Source organism: Chromatiales bacterium, assembly GCA_014762505.1.
In the GTDB taxonomy this organism is placed as follows: domain Bacteria; phylum Pseudomonadota; class Gammaproteobacteria; order SpSt-1174; family SpSt-1174; genus SpSt-1174.
Genome location: JABURS010000029.1, coordinates 33,614 through 52,044, shown reverse-complemented (window position 1 = coordinate 52,044; position 18,431 = coordinate 33,614). Strand labels below are relative to the sequence as shown.

Annotated in this window: 15 protein-coding genes and 1 CRISPR repeat array; of the genes, 11 read left to right on the top strand and 4 right to left on the bottom strand. The window is 64.1% G+C overall.

The genetic code is table 11. The features are described from left to right. Positions 1-5: 5 nt before the first annotated feature. On the bottom strand, positions 6-986 hold the full coding sequence (ftsY, locus tag HUJ28_03520) for a signal recognition particle-docking protein FtsY (protein MBD3618517.1): 981 nt from the start codon (positions 984-986) through the stop codon (positions 6-8). A 141-nt stretch (positions 987-1,127) separates the two neighbouring features. Here ftsY and HUJ28_03515 point away from each other — a divergent pair, with 141 nt between their 5' ends. The 11 genes from HUJ28_03515 (at position 1,128) to HUJ28_03465 (ending at position 16,940) form a co-directional block, all read left to right on the top strand. Continuing rightward, positions 1,128-2,522 carry an insulinase family protein gene (locus HUJ28_03515; GenBank protein ID MBD3618516.1) on the top strand — a complete coding sequence of 465 codons (1,395 nt, stop codon included), beginning with the start codon at positions 1,128-1,130 and terminating at the stop codon, positions 2,520-2,522. A gap of 20 nt (positions 2,523-2,542) precedes the next feature. Continuing rightward, complete coding sequence (locus HUJ28_03510; GenBank protein MBD3618515.1) at positions 2,543-3,844, top strand: insulinase family protein; 1,302 nt, start codon at positions 2,543-2,545, stop codon at positions 3,842-3,844. Between the two features lie 43 nt (positions 3,845-3,887). Beyond that, complete coding sequence (gene rsmD / locus HUJ28_03505) at positions 3,888-4,457, top strand: 16S rRNA (guanine(966)-N(2))-methyltransferase RsmD (GenBank protein MBD3618514.1); 570 nt, start codon at positions 3,888-3,890, stop codon at positions 4,455-4,457. 75 nt (positions 4,458-4,532) lie between these two features. Further along, on the top strand, positions 4,533-5,156 hold the full coding sequence (locus tag HUJ28_03500; protein ID MBD3618513.1) for a DUF2799 domain-containing protein: 624 nt from the start codon (positions 4,533-4,535) through the stop codon (positions 5,154-5,156). Positions 5,157-5,251: 95 nt separating this feature from the next. Next, positions 5,252-5,731, top strand: a complete 480-nt coding sequence (gene coaD, locus HUJ28_03495; protein MBD3618512.1) for a pantetheine-phosphate adenylyltransferase — start codon at positions 5,252-5,254, stop codon at positions 5,729-5,731. Between the two features lie 39 nt (positions 5,732-5,770). Further along, positions 5,771-6,019: a YfhL family 4Fe-4S dicluster ferredoxin gene (locus HUJ28_03490; GenBank protein MBD3618511.1), complete on the top strand. Its 249-nt coding sequence runs from the start codon at positions 5,771-5,773 to the stop codon at positions 6,017-6,019. An 11-nt stretch (positions 6,020-6,030) separates the two neighbouring features. After that, positions 6,031-7,758 carry a gamma-glutamyltransferase gene (gene ggt, locus HUJ28_03485; GenBank protein MBD3618510.1) on the top strand — a complete coding sequence of 576 codons (1,728 nt, stop codon included), beginning with the start codon at positions 6,031-6,033 and terminating at the stop codon, positions 7,756-7,758. Positions 7,759-8,097: 339 nt separating this feature from the next. Next, complete coding sequence (gene cas9 / locus HUJ28_03480; protein ID MBD3618509.1) at positions 8,098-11,175, top strand: type II CRISPR RNA-guided endonuclease Cas9; 3,078 nt, start codon at positions 8,098-8,100, stop codon at positions 11,173-11,175. Next, positions 11,172-12,068 (top strand): type II CRISPR-associated endonuclease Cas1, encoded by an 897-nt coding sequence (gene cas1 / locus HUJ28_03475; GenBank protein ID MBD3618508.1) that lies wholly within the window; start codon positions 11,172-11,174, stop codon positions 12,066-12,068. Before cas9 ends, cas1 begins: the two co-directional genes overlap by 4 nt. Beyond that, positions 12,065-12,397, top strand: coding sequence for a CRISPR-associated endonuclease Cas2 (gene cas2 / locus HUJ28_03470; protein ID MBD3618507.1), 333 nt, complete (start codon positions 12,065-12,067; stop codon positions 12,395-12,397). The genes cas1 and cas2 overlap by 4 nt, the downstream gene beginning before the upstream one ends. Before the next feature lie 32 nt (positions 12,398-12,429). Next, positions 12,430-15,499: a CRISPR direct-repeat array (repeat unit 36 nt; unit sequence AGTGTAACCGACTGAAGCCTGAGGCCTAATCACAAC). A gap of 574 nt (positions 15,500-16,073) precedes the next feature. Continuing rightward, on the top strand, positions 16,074-16,940 hold the full coding sequence (locus HUJ28_03465) for an MOSC domain-containing protein (protein MBD3618506.1): 867 nt from the start codon (positions 16,074-16,076) through the stop codon (positions 16,938-16,940). Between the two features lie 101 nt (positions 16,941-17,041). On the opposite strand, the gene HUJ28_03460 is transcribed toward HUJ28_03465, so the two are convergent. From HUJ28_03460 to HUJ28_03450, 3 genes are all read right to left on the bottom strand, one after another. Further along, a complete protein-coding gene (locus tag HUJ28_03460; GenBank protein ID MBD3618505.1) occupies positions 17,042-17,377 on the bottom strand; it encodes a type II toxin-antitoxin system HicB family antitoxin in 336 nt (111 codons plus the stop codon). 28 nt (positions 17,378-17,405) lie between these two features. After that, the gene (locus HUJ28_03455; GenBank protein MBD3618504.1) at positions 17,406-17,666 is read right to left on the bottom strand and encodes a type II toxin-antitoxin system HicA family toxin; all 261 of its coding nucleotides are present in this window, start codon (positions 17,664-17,666) and stop codon (positions 17,406-17,408) included. A 252-nt stretch (positions 17,667-17,918) separates the two neighbouring features. Continuing rightward, on the bottom strand, positions 17,919-18,362 hold the full coding sequence (locus tag HUJ28_03450; GenBank protein MBD3618503.1) for a helix-turn-helix domain-containing protein: 444 nt from the start codon (positions 18,360-18,362) through the stop codon (positions 17,919-17,921). Between the last annotated feature and the right edge of the window lie 69 nt (positions 18,363-18,431).

The following is an 18,431-nucleotide window of genomic DNA, read 5'->3' as shown; positions in this document are numbered from 1 at the left end:
CGGTATCAGTCGCGGGCCAGCAGGGCGTCGACGAAGGCGGCGGCCTCGAAGACCTGCAGGTCCTCGATGGACTCGCCCACGCCGATGAAGCGGATCGGGATGCCGAGCTGCTGCGCCAGGGCGAAGAGGATGCCGCCCTTGGCGGTGCCGTCGAGCTTGGTGACGGTTAGGCCGCTGAGCTTCACCGCCTCGTTGAACTGGCGGGCCTGGTTGAGCGCGTTCTGGCCGGTGCCGCCATCCACCACCAGCAGGGTCTCGTGCGGGGCCTCCGGGTCGAGCTTGGTCATCACGCGGGTGACCTTCTTCAGCTCCTCCATGAGGTTCGACTGGGTGTGCAGGCGGCCGGCGGTGTCGGCGATGAGCACGTCGATGCCGCGGGCCTTCGCCGCCTGCAGGGCGTCGAAGATCACCGAGGCCGAGTCGGCCCCCGTGCCCTGGGCGATGACCGGGATGTTGTTGCGCTCGCCCCAGACCTCGAGCTGCTCGACGGCGGCGGCGCGGAAGGTGTCGCCGGCCGCCAGCATCACCGACCTGCCCTCGCCCTGCAGGCGCTTGGCGAGCTTGCCGATGGTGGTGGTCTTGCCGGCGCCGTTCACGCCCACCACCAGGATCACGAAGGGCGTGCGCGTCGCGTCGATCGCGAGCGGCTGGCTCACCGGTTCGAGGATGGCGGTCATGTCGTCCTTCAGCGCGGAGAACAGGGCGTCGGCATCGGCCAGCTGCTTGCGCGCCACGCGGGCGGTGAGGTCCTTGATGATGCGCTGCGTGGCCTCCATGCCGACGTCGGCCATCAGCAGCCGGTCTTCCAGTTCTTCCAGGAGCTCGTCGTCGATCTCCTTACGGCCGAGCACCAGCGAGGCCATGCCCTCGGTCAGACCGCGCCCCGTCTTGGACAAACCCTGCTTCAGGCGTGAGAATAGGCCCGGCTTTTTCGGGGCCTCCCCGGCGGTTTCCGGGGTCTTGTCGCGTTTTCCGAAACCAAACATGCGTCAGTCAGTCTACCAGTGACGTGGCGCGCCAGCGGTGGCGCGGCCAGGCCGTACAATGATGAGGTGGTGCCGGCGCGGGTTGCGCGCGGTCCGGGGCCACCCAATGCTATCACCCCAGCCTGTAAGGTGAAATCGAACATGCCAACAAAAGCCCTGCGCCGTGCGCTGCTGCTCTTTTGCCTGCTGGTCCCGCTCCTGGCCGTTGCCGGGGCCGACCGGCCGGCGGGCGGCGAGACCCACGAATTCATGCTGAAAAACGGCATGAAGGTGGTGGTGAAGGAGGATCACCGCGCCCCCGTGGTGGTGCAGCAGGTCTGGTACAAGGTCGGCTCGTCCTACGAGTACGGCGGCATCACCGGCGTCTCCCACGTGCTCGAGCACATGATGTTCAAGGGCACCAGCCGCTACCCCAACGGCACCTTCTCCGAGGTCATCGCCGAGCTGGGCGGGCGCGAGAACGCCTTCACCAGCCGCGACTACACGGCCTACTACCAGGTGCTGGCCGCCGACCGGCTGGAGACCGCCATGCGCCTGGAGGCCGACCGCATGCGCAACCTGCTCCTGCAGGAGGACGACTTCCAGCGCGAGCGCGCCGTGGTGCAGGAGGAGCGTCGGCTGCGCACCGAGGACAACCCCAGCGCGCTCACCTACGAGCAGTTCCTCGCCACCGCCTGGCTCAACAGCCCCTACGGCAATCCCGTGATCGGCTGGATGCAGGACCTGGAGAGCCTCACCCTGGACGACCTCGAGCACTGGTACGACCGCTGGTACGCCCCCAACAACGCCACCCTGGTGGTGGTGGGCGACGTCGACCCCGACGAGGTGCATCGCCTGGCGCGGCGCTACTACGGCGGCATCCGCAGCCGCGACGTCGCGCCGCCCAAGCCGCGTCACGAGGTGGCGCAGATCGGCGAGCGTCGCATCACGGTGAAGGCCCCGGCCGAGCTGCCCTACGTGATCCTGGGCTACAAGGTGCCGACGGTGCCCACCGCCGAAAGCGACTGGGAGCCCTATGCTCTGGAGGTGCTGGCCGGCATCCTGGATGGCGGCGCGAGCGCGCGCCTGAGTCGCGAGCTGGTGCGCGGGCGCGAGATCGCGGCCAGTGCGGGGGCCGGCTACAACGGCCCGACCAGCCGCCTGGACGGCCTGTTCCTGCTCGACGGCACGCCGGCTCCCGGGCAGACGGCCGCCGCCATCGAGGCGGCCCTGCGCGAGCAGGTCCGGGCCCTGCGCGAGGCGCCGGTCACCGCCGAGGAGCTGGAGCGGGTGAAGGCCCAGGTCGTGGCCCAGGAGGTCTACCAGCGCGACTCCATTCAGCACCAGGCCATGGTCATCGGCACGCTGGAGACGGTGGGCCTGGACTGGCGCATGGCCGAGGGCTATGCCGAACGCATCCGCGCCGTCACCGCCGAGCAGGTGCAGGCCGTGGCCCGCAAGTATCTCCTCGACGAGTGCCTCACCGTGGCCCATCTCGATCCCCAGCCCATCGACCCGGCCAACCCGCCGCGCCAGGGCGGCGGCGACCTGCACTGATACCCGAGGATTCCCCGTCTATGCCGCGATTCATCGTATTGCTGCTGGCCCTGGTCGCCCTGCCCCTGCAGGCGGCGCCCGAGATCCAGCACTGGACCACCGACAACGGGCTGCGCGTGTACTACGTGCAGGCCCCCGAACTGCCCATGACGGACCTGCGCCTGGTGTTCGATGCCGGCAGCGCACGCGACGGCGCGCAGCCGGGGCTCGCCCAGCTGACCAACGGCCTGCTCGACAGCGGCGCGGGCGAGTGGGACGCCGACGCCATCGCCGAGCGCTTCGAGGCCGTGGGCGCCCAGTACGGCGCCGGCGCGGCCCGCGACATGGCCTGGGTGTCGCTGCGCAGCCTGAGCGAGCCCGACTGGTTCGAGCCGGCCTTTACGACTTTCCTCGCCGTGGTGGGCCAGCCCCGCTTCGCCGCGGCCGACTTCGAGCGCACCCGCCGCCAGGCCTTCGTCGCCCTGCAGGCCCAGGCCCAGGACCCGGGCGAGATCGCGAGCAAGGCCCTGTACGCGGCCCTGTACGGCGACCATCCCTACGCCCATCCGCCGCTCGGCACCCGCGAGTCGCTGGAGGCCCTGCGCCGCACGGACCTGGCCGCCTTCCACGCGCGCCACTACGTGGCCCGCAACGGCGTGCTCGCCATCGTCGGCGACCTCGACCGCGCGGCGGCCGAGGCCCTGGCCGCACGGGTGAGCGCGGCCCTGCCGGCCGGCGAGCCGGCCCCGGCCCTGCCGCCGGTGCCGGCGCTGGAGGAGCCCCGCACCCTGCGCATCCCCTTCCCCTCGGAGCAGGCCCACGTCTACCTGGGCGCGCCCGGCATGCGCCGCGGCGACCCCGACTACTTCGCCCTCTACCTCGGCAACCACGTACTCGGCGGCTCCGGCTTCACCTCGCGGCTGATGAAGGAGGTGCGCGTGGCGCGCGGCCTGTCCTACAGCGTGTACAGCTACTTCCTGCCCATGGCCATGGAAGGGCCCTTCCTCACCGGCCTGCAGACCCGCGTGGACCAGGCCGGGGAGGCCGTGACCGTGGCCCGCGACACGCTGGCGACCTTCGTCGCCGAGGGGCCGAGCGCGGAGGAATACCGTGCCGCGCTGGCCAACATCACCGGCGGCTTCCCGCTGCGCGTGGCGAGCAACCGCGACATCGTGCAGTACCTCGCCATGATCGGCTTCTACGGCCTGCCGCTGGACTACCTCGACCGCTTCACCGACCGCGTCGAGGCCGTGGGCATTGCGGACATCCGCGACGCCTTCGCCCGCCGGCTCGACCCCGAGCGCATGATCACGGTCATCGTCGGTGGCCCGGAAGCCGAGTAGGCCCGCCGCCCGGCGTGCCCCGCGCGCCGGCGCCCCCGGCCGCCTGCGCATCATCGGCGGCGAGTGGCGCGGCCGGCGCCTGCCGGTGCCCCACGCCCCGGGCCTGCGGCCCACGCCCGACCGGGTGCGCGAGACCCTGTTCAACTGGCTGCAGGGCGTGACCGAGGGCGCACGATGCCTGGACCTCTTCGCCGGCAGCGGCGCGCTCGGCTTCGAGGCCGCCTCGCGCGGGGCGCGCGAGGTCGTGCTCGTCGAGCAGGACGCACGCATCGCGGCCCAGCTGCGCGAGCAGGCCGCCGCCCTCGATCCCGCCCGCCTGCGCGTCGAGGCCCGCAGCGTGCGGGCCTTTCTTTCCGGCGCACCGCAACCGGTCGACCTCGTCTTCCTCGACCCCCCCTACGGCAAGGGCCTGGTGGCCGAGACCCTGGCCCTGCTCGAACAGGGCTGGCTGGCCCCGGGCGCCCACGTCTACATCGAGGCCGAGGCCGGGCTCGGCGCCCCGCCGCTGCCCGCGGGCTGGAGCCTCCTCAAGACCCGTGAGGCGGGGCAGGTGGGTTATCACCTGGCCCGCGCCCCCGTTGCAGAGGCGCTCAGCCCCGGTTCAGACGCCTGAGCTAGCCTGTCCCCGACGTGTGTCGAACGGCGCCCCGGGGTGGGCGCCCACAGGGGAGACGGGGACATGATTTCCATGCATCGAATCGGACTGCTGCTGGGCGGGCTGCTGGCCCTCGCGCAGCTTGCCGGCTGCGCCACGCTCAACGAGGCCGAGTGCCGTAGCGCCGACTGGCAGGCCATCGGCTACGAGGACGGCGTCGCCGGCCGCCCGGCGACGCGCCTTGCCGCGCACCGCAAGGCCTGCGCGAAGCACGACGTGCAGCCCGACCTGGCCGCCTACACGGCCGGGCGCGACGCCGGCTTGCAGCGCTACTGCCAGCCGCACAGCGGCTACTGGGCCGGTCTCGAGGGCGCCGCCTACCACGGCGTCTGCCCGGCCCCGCTGCGCGACGCCTTCCTGCCGGCCTACGCCTACGGGCGCGAGATCCATGTGCTGGAGGCGGACGCCCGCGGCGAGCAGGGCGCGCTCGACCGGCTGTACCGGGAGGCGCAGGACCTCGACGAGCGCATCGCCCATCACGAGGCCCTGCTCATCGCCCCGGGCCTGCGCCCGCACGAGCGCGCGGACATCCTCATCGAGATCAAGTCGCTGGTGCGCAACCAGCGGGCCATCGAGGCGGACATGGCCTACCACGCCGAGCGGGTCGAGGCGCTGCACTACCAGGCGGCGGAGCTACGGGCCCGCAGCCCCTACTGAGACCCTGCCCGGGGCCGCGCCGGGCGCCCCGGTGCATCGCCCGGGCCGACAACCCGTGCTTGCAGCCCGCCCCCCGGGCCGGAATACTAGGCGCCATGAATATCACCGCCGTCTATCCCGGGACCTTCGACCCCATCACCCGCGGCCACACCGACCTGGTGCGGCGCGCCGCGGGCCTGTTCGACCGCGTGATCGTGGGCGTGGCCGCCAGCGCCAAGAAGACCCCCTTCTTCCCGCTGGCCGAGCGCATCGGCCTGGCGGAACAGTCGCTGGGCGGGCTGTCCAACGTGGAGGTCATCGGCTTCGACGGCCTGCTGGTGAACTTCGTGCGGTCCCAGGGGGCGAAGGTGGTGCTGCGCGGCCTGCGCGCGGTCTCCGACTTCGAGTACGAGTTCCAGCTCGCCGGCATGAACCGCCACCTCGCGCCCGACCTCGAGACCCTGTTCCTCACCCCGGCCGAGGAGTACGCCTATGTGTCCTCAAGCCTGGTGCGGGAAATTGCATCCCTGGGCGGCGATGTATCACACTTCGTCGACGCCCACGTCGAGGCTGCACTCCGGGCGCGGATCATTTAGAATTTCAGGCATTGCTAATTTACGAACCAAGGTGACGCTATGGCCCTGCTGATCACTGACGAATGCATCAACTGCGACGTGTGCGAGCCGGAGTGCCCGAACGGCGCGATCACCCCGGGTGACGAGATCTACGAGATCGACCCCAACCTCTGCACCGAGTGCGTCGGCCACTACGACGAGCCCCAGTGCATCGAGGTCTGCCCCGTCGACTGCATCCTGGTCGACCCGGAACACGAAGAGACCCGCGACCAGCTGCAGGCCAAGTACGAAAAGCTCACCAGCGCCTGATGCCGGTAGATATGTACGCGCAGCAACAGAACACGAAAAGGCCCCGTCACGGGGCCTTTTCGCTTTCACGCCGCCTGCTTCGCGGGCTCGCCCTCTGCCTGGTCCTGTTCAGCCTCGCCGCACAGGCGGCGGACGGCCCGGGCCGCGCGGCCATTGCCAGCGCACACCCGGCGGCCACCGCGGCCGGGCACGAGATCCTGGAGGCCGGCGGCAACGCCTTCGATGCCGCCGTGGCCGTGAGCGCCGCGCTCGCCGTGGTCGAGCCCTACAGCTCCGGCATCGGCGGAGGCGGGTTCTGGCTCATCCACCGCGCCGAGGACGATTTCACCACCATGATCGACGGTCGCGAGCGCGCCCCGCTCGCCGCCCACCGCGACATGTACCTGGACGCCAGGGGCGAGGTGATCCCGCAGGCCTCGGTGGACGGCCCGCTGGCCGCCGGCATCCCGGGCGAGCGCGGCGGGCTCGCCCACCTGGCCGGGACCTACGGCAAGCTCCCGTTGAGCCAAAGTCTCGCCCCGGCGATCCGCCTGGCCGAGGAGGGCTTCGCGGTCGACGCCCACTACCGGCGCATGGCCGGCTTCCGCCTCGAGGCCCTGCGCGCCTCGGCGGACGCCACCCGGCTCTTCCTGCGCGGTGCCAACGTGCCCGAGGAAGGCACCGTCATCCGCCAGCTCGAGCTCGCCGCCACCCTGCGCGTCTTGGCCGAGAAGGGCCGCGACGGCTTCTACAAGGGCGAGGTCGCGGAAAGACTCGTCAACGGCGTGCGCGCCGGCGGCGGCATCTGGTCGCTCGAGGACCTGGCCGAATACGAGATCGTCGAGCGCACACCCATCCACGGCGAGTACCGCGGCATCACCGTCACCGCCGCCGCCCCGCCGTCCTCCGGCGGTGTGGTGCTGGTCGAGGCGCTGAACATCCTCGAAGGCTTTGATCTGGCCGCCATGGACGAGGCCACCCGCACCCACGTCATCGTCGAGGCCATGCGCCGCGCCTACCGCGACCGCGCCGAATACCTGGGCGACCCCGACTACGTGGACATGCCCCTGAGCCGCCTCACCCACCCGCAGTACGCCGCCGGCCTGCGCGCCGGCATCCGGCTGGATCGCACCACCCCCAGCGCCCTGCTGCCCGGCGTGGTGGACACCACGCCCAAGGGCAACGACACCACCCACTTCTCTATCATCGACCAGGACGGCAACCGCGTCTCCGCCACGCTCTCCATCAACTACCCGTTTGGTAGTGCGTGGGTGGTGCCCGGCACCGGCGTGCTGCTGAATGATGAGATGGACGACTTCTCCGCCAAGCCCGGCGTGCCCAACGTCTACGGCCTGGTCGGCGCGGAGGCCAACGCCATCGAACCCGGCAAGCGCATGCTCTCCAGCATGACCCCAACTTTCCTCGATGACGGCGAACGCATCGCCGTGGTCGGCACCCCCGGCGGCAGCCGCATCATCTCCATGGTGCTGCTCGCCGCGCTGGAGTTCAGCGAGGGCAGGGATGCCAGGGCCATGGTCGAGCGCCGCCGCTTCCACCACCAGTTCCTGCCAGACGCCATCCAGTTCGAACCGCTGGCCTTCGACGATGCACTGCAGCTGGAGCTGCAGTCGCGCGGGCATGAGTTGCAGCCGCTGGATGCCTCCTACGGCAACATGCACGTGGTGATCTGGGACCGGGAGCAGCAGCGGGTGGAGGCTGCGTCGGATGGGCGAGGGGTTGGGAAGGCCGAAGTGCGCTGAGTGTCAAACTTGATGATGCCCCGGATTCCGGGGCATCATCGTTTCGGGCGTCACGAAAGGGATGGCCTTCTTGTTTTTCGGTGTGAAAATAAAAAACGGCCCCGCTGGGAGGCCGTTGGTCACCGTTACCGGTGGTGCCTGCGAGAAATTCATCTCTTGGTATGAAAAGAACTCTCAGGCTTCAGTCGGTTACGCTCAATGAAAACCTAGCATATGAATAATCGCCGGACAAGATTAACGCGCAAATAGGGTGGCAGAATATTTCCCGTCCGCCGCCTGGACGCGACTAGCGAATAGTCGACCATAAGGAGAGCCACTTTGCAGACTGCAAACTACATTATGGGCCTGGATCTTGGCACCAACTCCATAGGCTGGGCGCTGTTATCGCTGGACGGCGACGGCAAACCTGCTGGATACCTAGACGGCGGGGTTCGCATTTTCCCTCGTGCCGTGGAGGATAAAACCCCGACACCCAAGAACGCAAAGCGGCGCGGCAAGCGACTGGCGCGGCGCTTGATCGAGCGTCGTGCGCGCCGTCGTCAGCGGCTGGAGAACTTCCTCATCAAGAAGGACTTGTTGCCGGAAGCCGTTCGCGATTCCGCCCAAAGGGAGAAGGTGCTCAACACATTGGGGGATCCCTACCAACTACGGGCCAAGGCGCTTGATGACGACTTGGCCAAGCATGAACTAGGCCGGATTTTGTTGCATCTAGCGCAGAGGCGTGGGTTTCAGAGCAACCGAAAGACGCTACTCAAGGAATTGATCGACGATCCGGACGCCGCCGATCTGATCGAAGAGTTGGACCAGGACGAAAAGGGCGACCTCGATGCTGAAGAAAGCGCCTTCAAGCATTCGATTGCCCAGCTGGCCCAGGCCATCCACCGGGCCAACAAGCGGACTCTCGGTGAGTATCTGGCTTCCCTGGATGGTGATACCTGCCGACGCAACCGCAAACACGTCCCCGAGGACCTGCGCACCTCACGGCAGATGTACCGGGAAGAGTTCGCCCTTATCCGGGAACGCCAAGCGGCGCCATTCGCCGAGGTATTGAGCGACGCGGATTGGGACCAGATCGAACACATCATTTTCTACCAACGCCCGCTGCGCTTCCGGGCCGACCGGCTCGGCAAGTGCGAGTTCGAGCCGAAATACAACCGGGCGCACCGCGCCCGGCTCGAGTTCCAGCGTTTTCGCTATCTGCAAGACATCAACAACCTGCAATATTTTGAGGGCCATGTCGGCGGCTATCTGCGGCTGTCCGATGAACAGCGCAGCAAGCTGATCAACGCATTAGAACATGCGCCGGAACTGAGTTGGGCCAAGGCAAGAAAGGCGGTAGGGCTGGACCGCACCCAGAAGTTCAATCTGGAGAACAGCGAGGTCAAGAAGCTGTCTGGTAATCGCACCGCCTGCGCCATCCGCAGGGTGATCGGCGAGGCCTGGGATCACATGCCCCCGGGGCAGCAGTCCCTGCTCGTCGACGATCTGATCACCATAAAGAACAAAAAGACCCTCAAGAACAGGCTCGTCAACCATTGGCAGTTCCCCACCACCGACGCGGTGCGCCTCGCTGTACTGGAACTGGAAGCCGACCACGGCAGTTTGTCCCTCAAGGCGATGCGGCGCATCCTGCCGCATCTAGAGGCGGGGAAAATCTATACCGATGCGCTCCAGGCGGCGGGCTATCGCATGCGGGCACAAAAGGTGGCGCAAGACGATATCGTCGACTATCTCGCCACGCCACCGGAAACCCGCAACCCAGTGGTCAACAAGGCGCTGCATGAATTGCGCAAGCTGGTCAACGCTATCATACGCCGGCACGGCAAACCGGCGGCCATTCGTCTGGAAATGGCTCGTGAGCTGAAGATGAACCGCAGGCAGCTCGCCGCCTACAACAAACAACAAGCCGCCAATACCAAGGCCAACGACGAGGCTCGGGAGCACTTCCAGGCCATCCATGCCGGCCAACGCGCCAAGCGGGACGATCAGATCAAGTACCGCCTGTGGAAAGATCAGGACGGCTGTTGCGCCTACTCGGGCAGGCCTATTAGCAAGACCGAGCTCTTCAGCGATGCGGTGGAGATGGATCACATCCTGCCGTACAGCCAGTCACTGGACGACTCCTACATCAACAAAGTGATCTGTCTGGCCGGTGAGAACCGCAGCAAGGGCAATCGCACCCCCTGGCAGGCCTTCTCCGGCGACGCACAACGCTGGGAGCAGATCGTGCAGCGCAGCAAGTCCTGGGCGGATAAGGGGCGCGCCCTCAAGGCCAAGGCCGACCGCATGCTGCGACAAGGGGATCTGGAGGGCCTGGACGATTTCATCAACAGCCAGCTCACCGATACCCGCTACATCAGCCGGGTGGCGCTGGGCTATCTGAAACCACTGGGCACCGACGTGTCCGTGGTGAAGGGTCAGATCACCGCCTGGCTGCGGCATATCTGGGGCCTGCATCAAATCCTGGGCAGCGCCGACGAGAAGAACCGCACCGATCACCGCCACCATCTGATCGACGCGGCGGTGGTGGCCCTGACGGACCGGCGCCTCTACCACGGCATGGCGAAACTGGCGCAGCGGGCCGATGTGCATGGCCCCGACGATATCCATATCGACCCGCCGTGGGCCAGCTTTGCACAGGATACCGATGCATTGGTGAAAAAGACCATCGTGTCCCACGTGCCAGCCTGGCGCCTACGGGGCGCGCTGCACGAGGACACCGCCTCCGGGGTGCTGGTGGAGAAGGACGGCAAGGTCCATACCGTGTACCGCAAGTTGCTCGACGGCAGCATCAAGAAAAAGGACATCGACGCTATCATCGACCCGACCGTGCAACAGGCAGTACGCGCCCATCTGGACAAACATCAGGGTGACAGCAAGGCAGCGTTCACTCCGGACAATCCGGTGTTACACCCCAATGGCTCTCGCATACGGCGCGTCAGGGTAAAGCGGGCCAGCTTCCGCAACCTGGATGCCCTGGCGGAGGAGCAGTTGCCGGTGCGCGACAAAAACGAACGGCCCTTCCGCTACATGGTTTACGGCAACACCCATCACGTGGAGGTTTTCCGTGACATACAAAGCCCGCGCATCAAAACCCGCTTCGTCACCATGCTGGAGGCGGCGCAGCGGGCGCGGCAGGTCAATGGCGTGAAACAGCCGATTCTGGACACCCACCTGGACGATAAACATGCCTACGTCACCGCCTTGGCTATAAATGATATGGTGAAACTCAAGGATGGCAGGGTTTATCGCATCCAGAAACTGGAGAAGGACTCTGGGCGCGCCACACTACGATTACATTCTGACGCCACGACGGAAAGCGGTGATAGGGTTGTGCGCAAGTCAATTAGCGCACTACTCAATGAAATGGGCCTAGAGAAACTCGCAATCAATCGCATGGGGCATATCATGCCGTGATCAAGCGCACCATCGAAATCAGCAATCCAGCCTGGCTGAAGGTAAAGCACGGCCAGCTTTTGGTGGAACGGGACAACGAGGTGATTGCCTCCGTGCCGTTCGAGGACATCGGCATGCTGATCGCGGACCACCCCGCCGTGACCATGACCCAGGCGGTATTGCAACACTGCGCCCAACACAACACCGCGCTGGTGAGCTGCGACGAGCGCCATACCCCGGCCCTGCTGGCCTTGCCCATCAGCGGCCACACCTTGCACGGCAAGGTGCTGCGCGCCCAGGTCGCTGTCAAGCCCACTTTCAAGAAACGGCTCTGGCAGCAGGTTGTGCGGGGCAAGCTAACCAATCAGGGGTGGCTGCTAGAAGAACTGAAGAGCAGTGCCACACAGCGGCTGAAACAGTTGACCTCCAAGGTCAAACCGGGTGACCCGGACAACGTGGAGGCCCAGGCCTGCAAATACTACTGGCCCGCATTGTTCGGCAAACAATTCCGGCGTGACCGGGATCAAACCGGCATCAACCAACTGCTCAATTACGGCTATGCCATCGCTCGCGCAATGACCGCCCGCGCCGTGGTCGCCAGTGGCCTGCACCCCGCCCTGGGCCTGCACCATCACAACCAGTACAACGCCTATGCCCTGGCGGATGACCTCATGGAACCGATTCGGCCACTGGTGGATGCCCAGGTGGTGGAACTGGCCCGGCGGGACATCATAGAAATCAATCAGGACAGCAAACAGGCCTTGCTGGGCCTGATGGCCCAGCCGGTGCGACTGGGGGATGACAAGATGCCGCTCATGAACGCCACGCAACGCTGCGTGCAGCAGTTCTGCGAGGCGCTGCAGCGAGGCACGCTGAAGGCCGGCTGGTGCTTTCCTTGCGCCCTGGAGCCATGATTGTCTTTGGAGGGCTGCGGACCGTGTGGGTATTGGTAATGTTCGACCTGCCAACGGACAATGCCGAGGCACGCCGACACTACACCAAGTTCCGGCAGGCCCTGCTGGAAGATGGCTTCCTGATGATGCAGTATTCAGTCTATGCGCGTCATTGTGCCAGCGACGAGAATGCCGACGTCCATGTCAAACGCGTCAAACAGGCCCTGCCCCCGGACGGTGAAATTCGGGTCGCAAGGATCACCGACAAACAGTTCGCCCGCATGGAGCTGTTCTATGGCAAGTGCCGCCGGCCGATGGACGCCCCGCCAGATCAGCTCATCCTGCTCTAATTCCTTTCTATTCAGTGACTTGCCTCAGAAGGAGTGTAACCGACTGAAGCCTGAGGCCTAATCACAACAACACGACGATTTGTTCCCCGCGTTCTGTGAGTGTAACCGACTGAAGCCTGAGGCCTAATCACAACCTGCTGGCTAGGCGGGGCGGGGGTTTCGGTAGTGTAACCGACTGAAGCCTGAGGCCTAATCACAACGCTCATGCCACACTCCTTTCGCGATCCGCAAGTGTAACCGACTGAAGCCTGAGGCCTAATCACAACCCCAGACCTACAGCGAAGCCGTGCGCCAGGAGTGTAACCGACTGAAGCCTGAGGCCTAATCACAACCGCGCCTTCGAGAGCGTGGCCAACGACTACAGTGTAACCGACTGAAGCCTGAGGCCTAATCACAACTCGCCGCTGCTGCTGGTCGCATCCTTGCCAAGTGTAACCGACTGAAGCCTGAGGCCTAATCACAACACGCCGCACCCAGCGCCTCCTCGTGCTCGTAGTGTAACCGACTGAAGCCTGAGGCCTAATCACAACGGGCCGACATCAGAGAACATCGCCTTATGCAGTGTAACCGACTGAAGCCTGAGGCCTAATCACAACGGCAGTGGCCGACATCGACATGGACAACTTAGTGTAACCGACTGAAGCCTGAGGCCTAATCACAACTGGCGCGGTCGGTAAAACCGGCGTTCTCGGAGTGTAACCGACTGAAGCCTGAGGCCTAATCACAACTGACACGGTGCCGAGGATGTTGCTCTGCTGAGTGTAACCGACTGAAGCCTGAGGCCTAATCACAACCCTCAGCGCCCGCTCGCCCGTGCAGCGCCTAGTGTAACCGACTGAAGCCTGAGGCCTAATCACAACGCGCTGGGGTCCGTGGCCCTGACCGCCAATAGTGTAACCGACTGAAGCCTGAGGCCTAATCACAACTCCCTGCGCCTGGTAGGCGTCGGTGCCGGTAGTGTAACCGACTGAAGCCTGAGGCCTAATCACAACAGCCATTCGAGGGCGGCGAGGAAGGGGTCAAGTGTAACCGACTGAAGCCTGAGGCCTAATCACAACGCTGGCGTGCATCGTCTCGTTGTTCGCGGGAGTGTAACCGACTGAAGCCTGAGGCCTAATCACAACTAACGTCGCTTGGTGGTGCGGATGACCGACAGTGTAACCGACTGAAGCCTGAGGCCTAATCACAACGCACAAGGCCGAATCAAAGAGCCAGGAAAAAGTGTAACCGACTGAAGCCTGAGGCCTAATCACAACCTTCGCCAGGTCCAACCGCCTGCGCTCGATAGTGTAACCGACTGAAGCCTGAGGCCTAATCACAACTTGCTTGGTGACGGTTGTCTGCGCGGGACGAGTGTAACCGACTGAAGCCTGAGGCCTAATCACAACCGCGGCGGCGCCCGGGCACTGGCCAACACAGTGTAACCGACTGAAGCCTGAGGCCTAATCACAACGTGTTCTTCGAGGCGAGGAAGCGATAGCGGAGTGTAACCGACTGAAGCCTGAGGCCTAATCACAACTGAAGAGGCCCCGCGGCAGCGGGGTCTTGTAGTGTAACCGACTGAAGCCTGAGGCCTAATCACAACACGCCAAACGATGACGCGCTCACCCAGGTGAGTGTAACCGACTGAAGCCTGAGGCCTAATCACAACGCGGCAAGCAGCTCAACATCCAGCGCCAGGAGTGTAACCGACTGAAGCCTGAGGCCTAATCACAACTGAGCTGTGGGGCGAGAGCAAGGGCCTGGAAGTGTAACCGACTGAAGCCTGAGGCCTAATCACAACGTACGAGGAGGGCGCGAGCGATAGCGGAATAGTGTAACCGACTGAAGCCTGAGGCCTAATCACAACTGATCCGCGTGCATGCCGGCGGTCCGGTGTAGTGTAACCGACTGAAGCCTGAGGCCTAATCACAACTTTCGACCTGGATCCGTGCGCGCCAGTGTCAGTGTAACCGACTGAAGCCTGAGGCCTAATCACAACGCTGCTCTAGTCGGGGTGGTTGTAACACCCAGTGTAACCGACTGAAGCCTGAGGCCTAATCACAACTGGCACAGGCCCATGTGCAGGCCGACGAAGAGTGTAACCGACTGAAGCCTGAGGCCTAATCACAACTTCCTCGTCCTTGAGCGCTTCGAGAGTATCAGTGTAACCGACTGAAGCCTGAGGCCTAATCACAACCTGTGGTGGTGGCCAACGTCAACGACCCTCAGTGTAACCGACTGAAGCCTGAGGCCTAATCACAACTGCAGTACGTCAATCCGTCCTTGCTGCACTAGTGTAACCGACTGAAGCCTGAGGCCTAATCACAACTTGTACGCGCCGCGGTAGTCGATGGCGCCGAGTGTAACCGACTGAAGCCTGAGGCCTAATCACAACTGGTTTACCGCCACGTCCACCGGGCGGCCGAGTGTAACCGACTGAAGCCTGAGGCCTAATCACAACAATGGCAGCAGTAATCGCCGCCGGGGGGTAGTGTAACCGACTGAAGCCTGAGGCCTAATCACAACCCTTCCGAGTGGCATATTTACCTCGTTCTCAGTGTAACCGACTGAAGCCTGAGGCCTAATCACAACAGCAAGGCCACTCGCCCGATCTACTGCGACAGTGTAACCGACTGAAGCCTGAGGCCTAATCACAACGCGCGGCGGTCAACTTCGCTGCCAGCTTCTAGTGTAACCGACTGAAGCCTGAGGCCTAATCACAACCCATTGGTGGAGCAGGTGGTCGGGGTTGGCAGTGTAACCGACTGAAGCCTGAGGCCTAATCACAACCGAACATACGCAGACTGCACCACCAGGTTTAGTGTAACCGACTGAAGCCTGAGGCCTAATCACAACGCGCTTCTCGTGACCGAGCAGGCGCTGGATAGTGTAACCGACTGAAGCCTGAGGCCTAATCACAACATGAAAGAGACTTCCCACATATAAGCTCTCAGTGTAACCGACTGAAGCCTGAGGCCTAATCACAACAATTGACCGCGTCGACTCGATCGAGTCTGAAGTGTAACCGACTGAAGCCTGAGGCCTAATCACAACATGTCAGCGATGGCCTTCAACGTGAGTAATAGTGTAACCGACTGAAGCCTGAGGCCTAATCACAACGGATGGAACGGTCCACGAAGAAGAATCGGAAGTGACCGCCGCCTGGCCGGGGTCGGACCAAGCTAAGGCTCTGAGTAATCGATAAAAAGGCCTTGTATTGGCCTTGAAATCAGTCTTAGAGGCTCATTTTTGTCCTTGAAACGCGCGCTCTAAGCTTCGAGCCGAACCGGGGTCGCCTCAATCTGCCCCCTTTTCCATTTCTCTCATCCATGTTCCTTTCCTGGTTCCTGCGCAAGTCGCTCTCCTGCCATACGCGGCTTGGGCTGTTGGCGTGCTCTCCCTTGATGGGGGATGTACCCAGCAGTTCACCCGCTGGTCTGTTATTTGCAAGTCTGCCGGTAAGTTCCGCTGTGGCCAGTTGTGCCGCGGGGCAGAAGGAAGCCGGCACGGGCGGTTCCGTGGGTTGTGGCTGGCAGTCGGAGGCTTCGTGCGAGATCCATAGCTGCCCATGCAGGAGTGTTCTGAATGTTTTTGGTGCACGAGACGCCTCAGTCTGGGCGGCCGTGCATCATGCCCGGCGTCGAGCCGTCCACTTTACTAACGAGGCGTCGATCTGGACACTGCGAGCGATGACATGACCAGGCTTGGACGTATCAAGGCGATCTGGCGCTACCCGGTGAAGGGGATGGCGGGTGAGTCGTTGGGCACGGCGCATCTGGACGCACGCGGTGTGCAGGGCGATCGCCTGTGGGCCGTGCAGGACCTGAAGCGCCAGGAGATACAGAGTTGCAAGTTCCGGCCGTCGCTGCTGCAGTGCCGGGCTCGCTGTATAGGCGATGGGTCGGGTCTGGGACTTGGTGCGGTCGAGGTGCAGTTCCCCGGTGGCGAGGTGCTGGCGGGCGACGATCCGGGCATTCATCAGCGGATCTCGGCACTGTTGGGACACGACAGTGCCTTGCGGTCGTTGAGGCCGATCGAGCACGAGGCGTTCTATCGCCGTTACAAGGCCGACGCCCACACCTGGCTGAAAGAGTTGAAGGCCACGTTCGAGCGCGAGGCCGGGGAACCGCCGCTGCCGGACCTCGATAACCTGCCGCAAGCCATGCAGGACTACGTCACCCTCCCGGGTACCTTCTTCCTGGTCTCGCCGTTTCATATCCTCACCACCGCGAGCCTGGCGCACATGCAGGCGCTACACCCGCAGTCGGACTGGGACATCGAGCGCTTTCGCCCCAACCTTGTGATCGAGACCCTGCCGGGGATGGAGGGGCTGGTGGAGCAGGCCTGGCTGGGCCGGCGTCTGAGGGTCGGGTCCGCGCAGGTTGATTGCAGTGATACGGCCCCGCGTTGCGGCGCGGTGACGCGCCAACAGTCCGCGATCGGTGAGGACAAGGGCATCCTGCGACGCATCGTGAAAGACGCCGACCAGAACCTGGGGATTTACGCGGATATCGTCACGGCGGGCGAGATCGGCGTGGGTGATGAGGTGTTCATGGCGTAACCGTCGCCTGGACCAGTCGGGGAGCTCAGGCCCCGGACTCCCCGTTCACTTAGGGTGAGTCCGGCTGGTGTTATGGTGTTCTAGCCGGGGGCAGCCACGGTTCACGTGTGATTCGAATGCACCACCTTGTCCAGCGTGTCGGTGACGAAGGCATTCAGGCTCTTGCCGGATCTCGCGGCGGCCGCGACCAGGTCGCGATGCAACTCCGGATTGCTGCGCACCATGAATTTCCCCGAGAAGGGCTTGTCCGGTGCCTCGCCGCGTTCGGCGCAGAAGGCCAGGTAGTCATCGATCGAATCTGCGAATGCCTGCTGCAGGTCGTGGATGGAATCCGCCTGGAACGTAATGACGTCGCGGGTATTGATCACCTCGCCATGAATCAACTCGGCTTCGGCGTCGATCTCGAGTTTGGCGATGTAGCCTTTGTATTCGAGGATCATGTTTCCCCCGGTCCTCCGTCTCTATCTATCTCTTGATGTCTATGCCGGCGTTTTCGAGAAACCGCCGCATGGATTTCACCGCGCCTTTGTCGGTTTCCTTCTCCGGGTGTGGGCGATGGAAGACCGCCCGCACGCCGTTGAGCGCAATCCGGACGCGGGAGCCCCGCCCCTCGCTGATTTCGGCACCAAGGGCCTTGAGCATGGACTCGATGTCTGTCCAGACGATGTTCGACTGGACCGGGTCCGTGAATATCGCTTCCAGGGTGCTCTGGTGCCTGCGGTTCATGTCAGAATGGTATCAGTATTTGATACTATTTCAAGCAAAGGTTCCCCGCTCTGGGCCGGCTGGGGTCGGACCAGGCCAAGTCTCTGATTAATCGGCCAAAAGGCTTTATGTCGGCTTTGTACTCCGCATCCATTCCTCGTGGATACGCTCGCTCCATTTCGCGGCAAACAACCCCGTCGTGGCCAGGCACCAGGAAATCCCGCAGCGGCGCGGGATAGAGCACACAGGCGTCATAGACCACGACGAATCGCATCAGTACCCCATGTCCAGTTCCTGCGCCTGCCTGGCCAGTTCCTCCATGGCCTCCTTGCTCTGGCGGTCGCGCTCGGCCTTGTAGGCGATCAGGTCTTCGTAGCGGATGCGGCGATGGGTGCCGGTGCGGGTGAAGGGTATTTGGCCTTCCTCCAGCAGCTTGATCAGGTGCGGCCGCGAGACGTTGAGGAGGTTGGCGGCCTCCTGGGTGGTGAGCTCGGCGTGCCTAGGCACGAGGGTGACGGCATTGCCCTGGGCCATTTCCGTGAGGATATCGCGCAGCAGGGCGAGGGCGTCCCGGGGCAGGATGAGTTCGATGCCATCGAGCTGCACCCGGGCACGATCGGCCTCCGGCATGTTGGCCAGTAGCTTGCTCAGCTCGGTGGCGCTGTCGCGGGCAAGATCCGTGGTCTCGCTATCAGGGAGACGTTCTGCGGTGTTCATGGCCATACTCCCGTCGGAATTGTCGCGTGGCTAGTAGTTGTCTACTTGAAGCGATATTAATCGCAATAA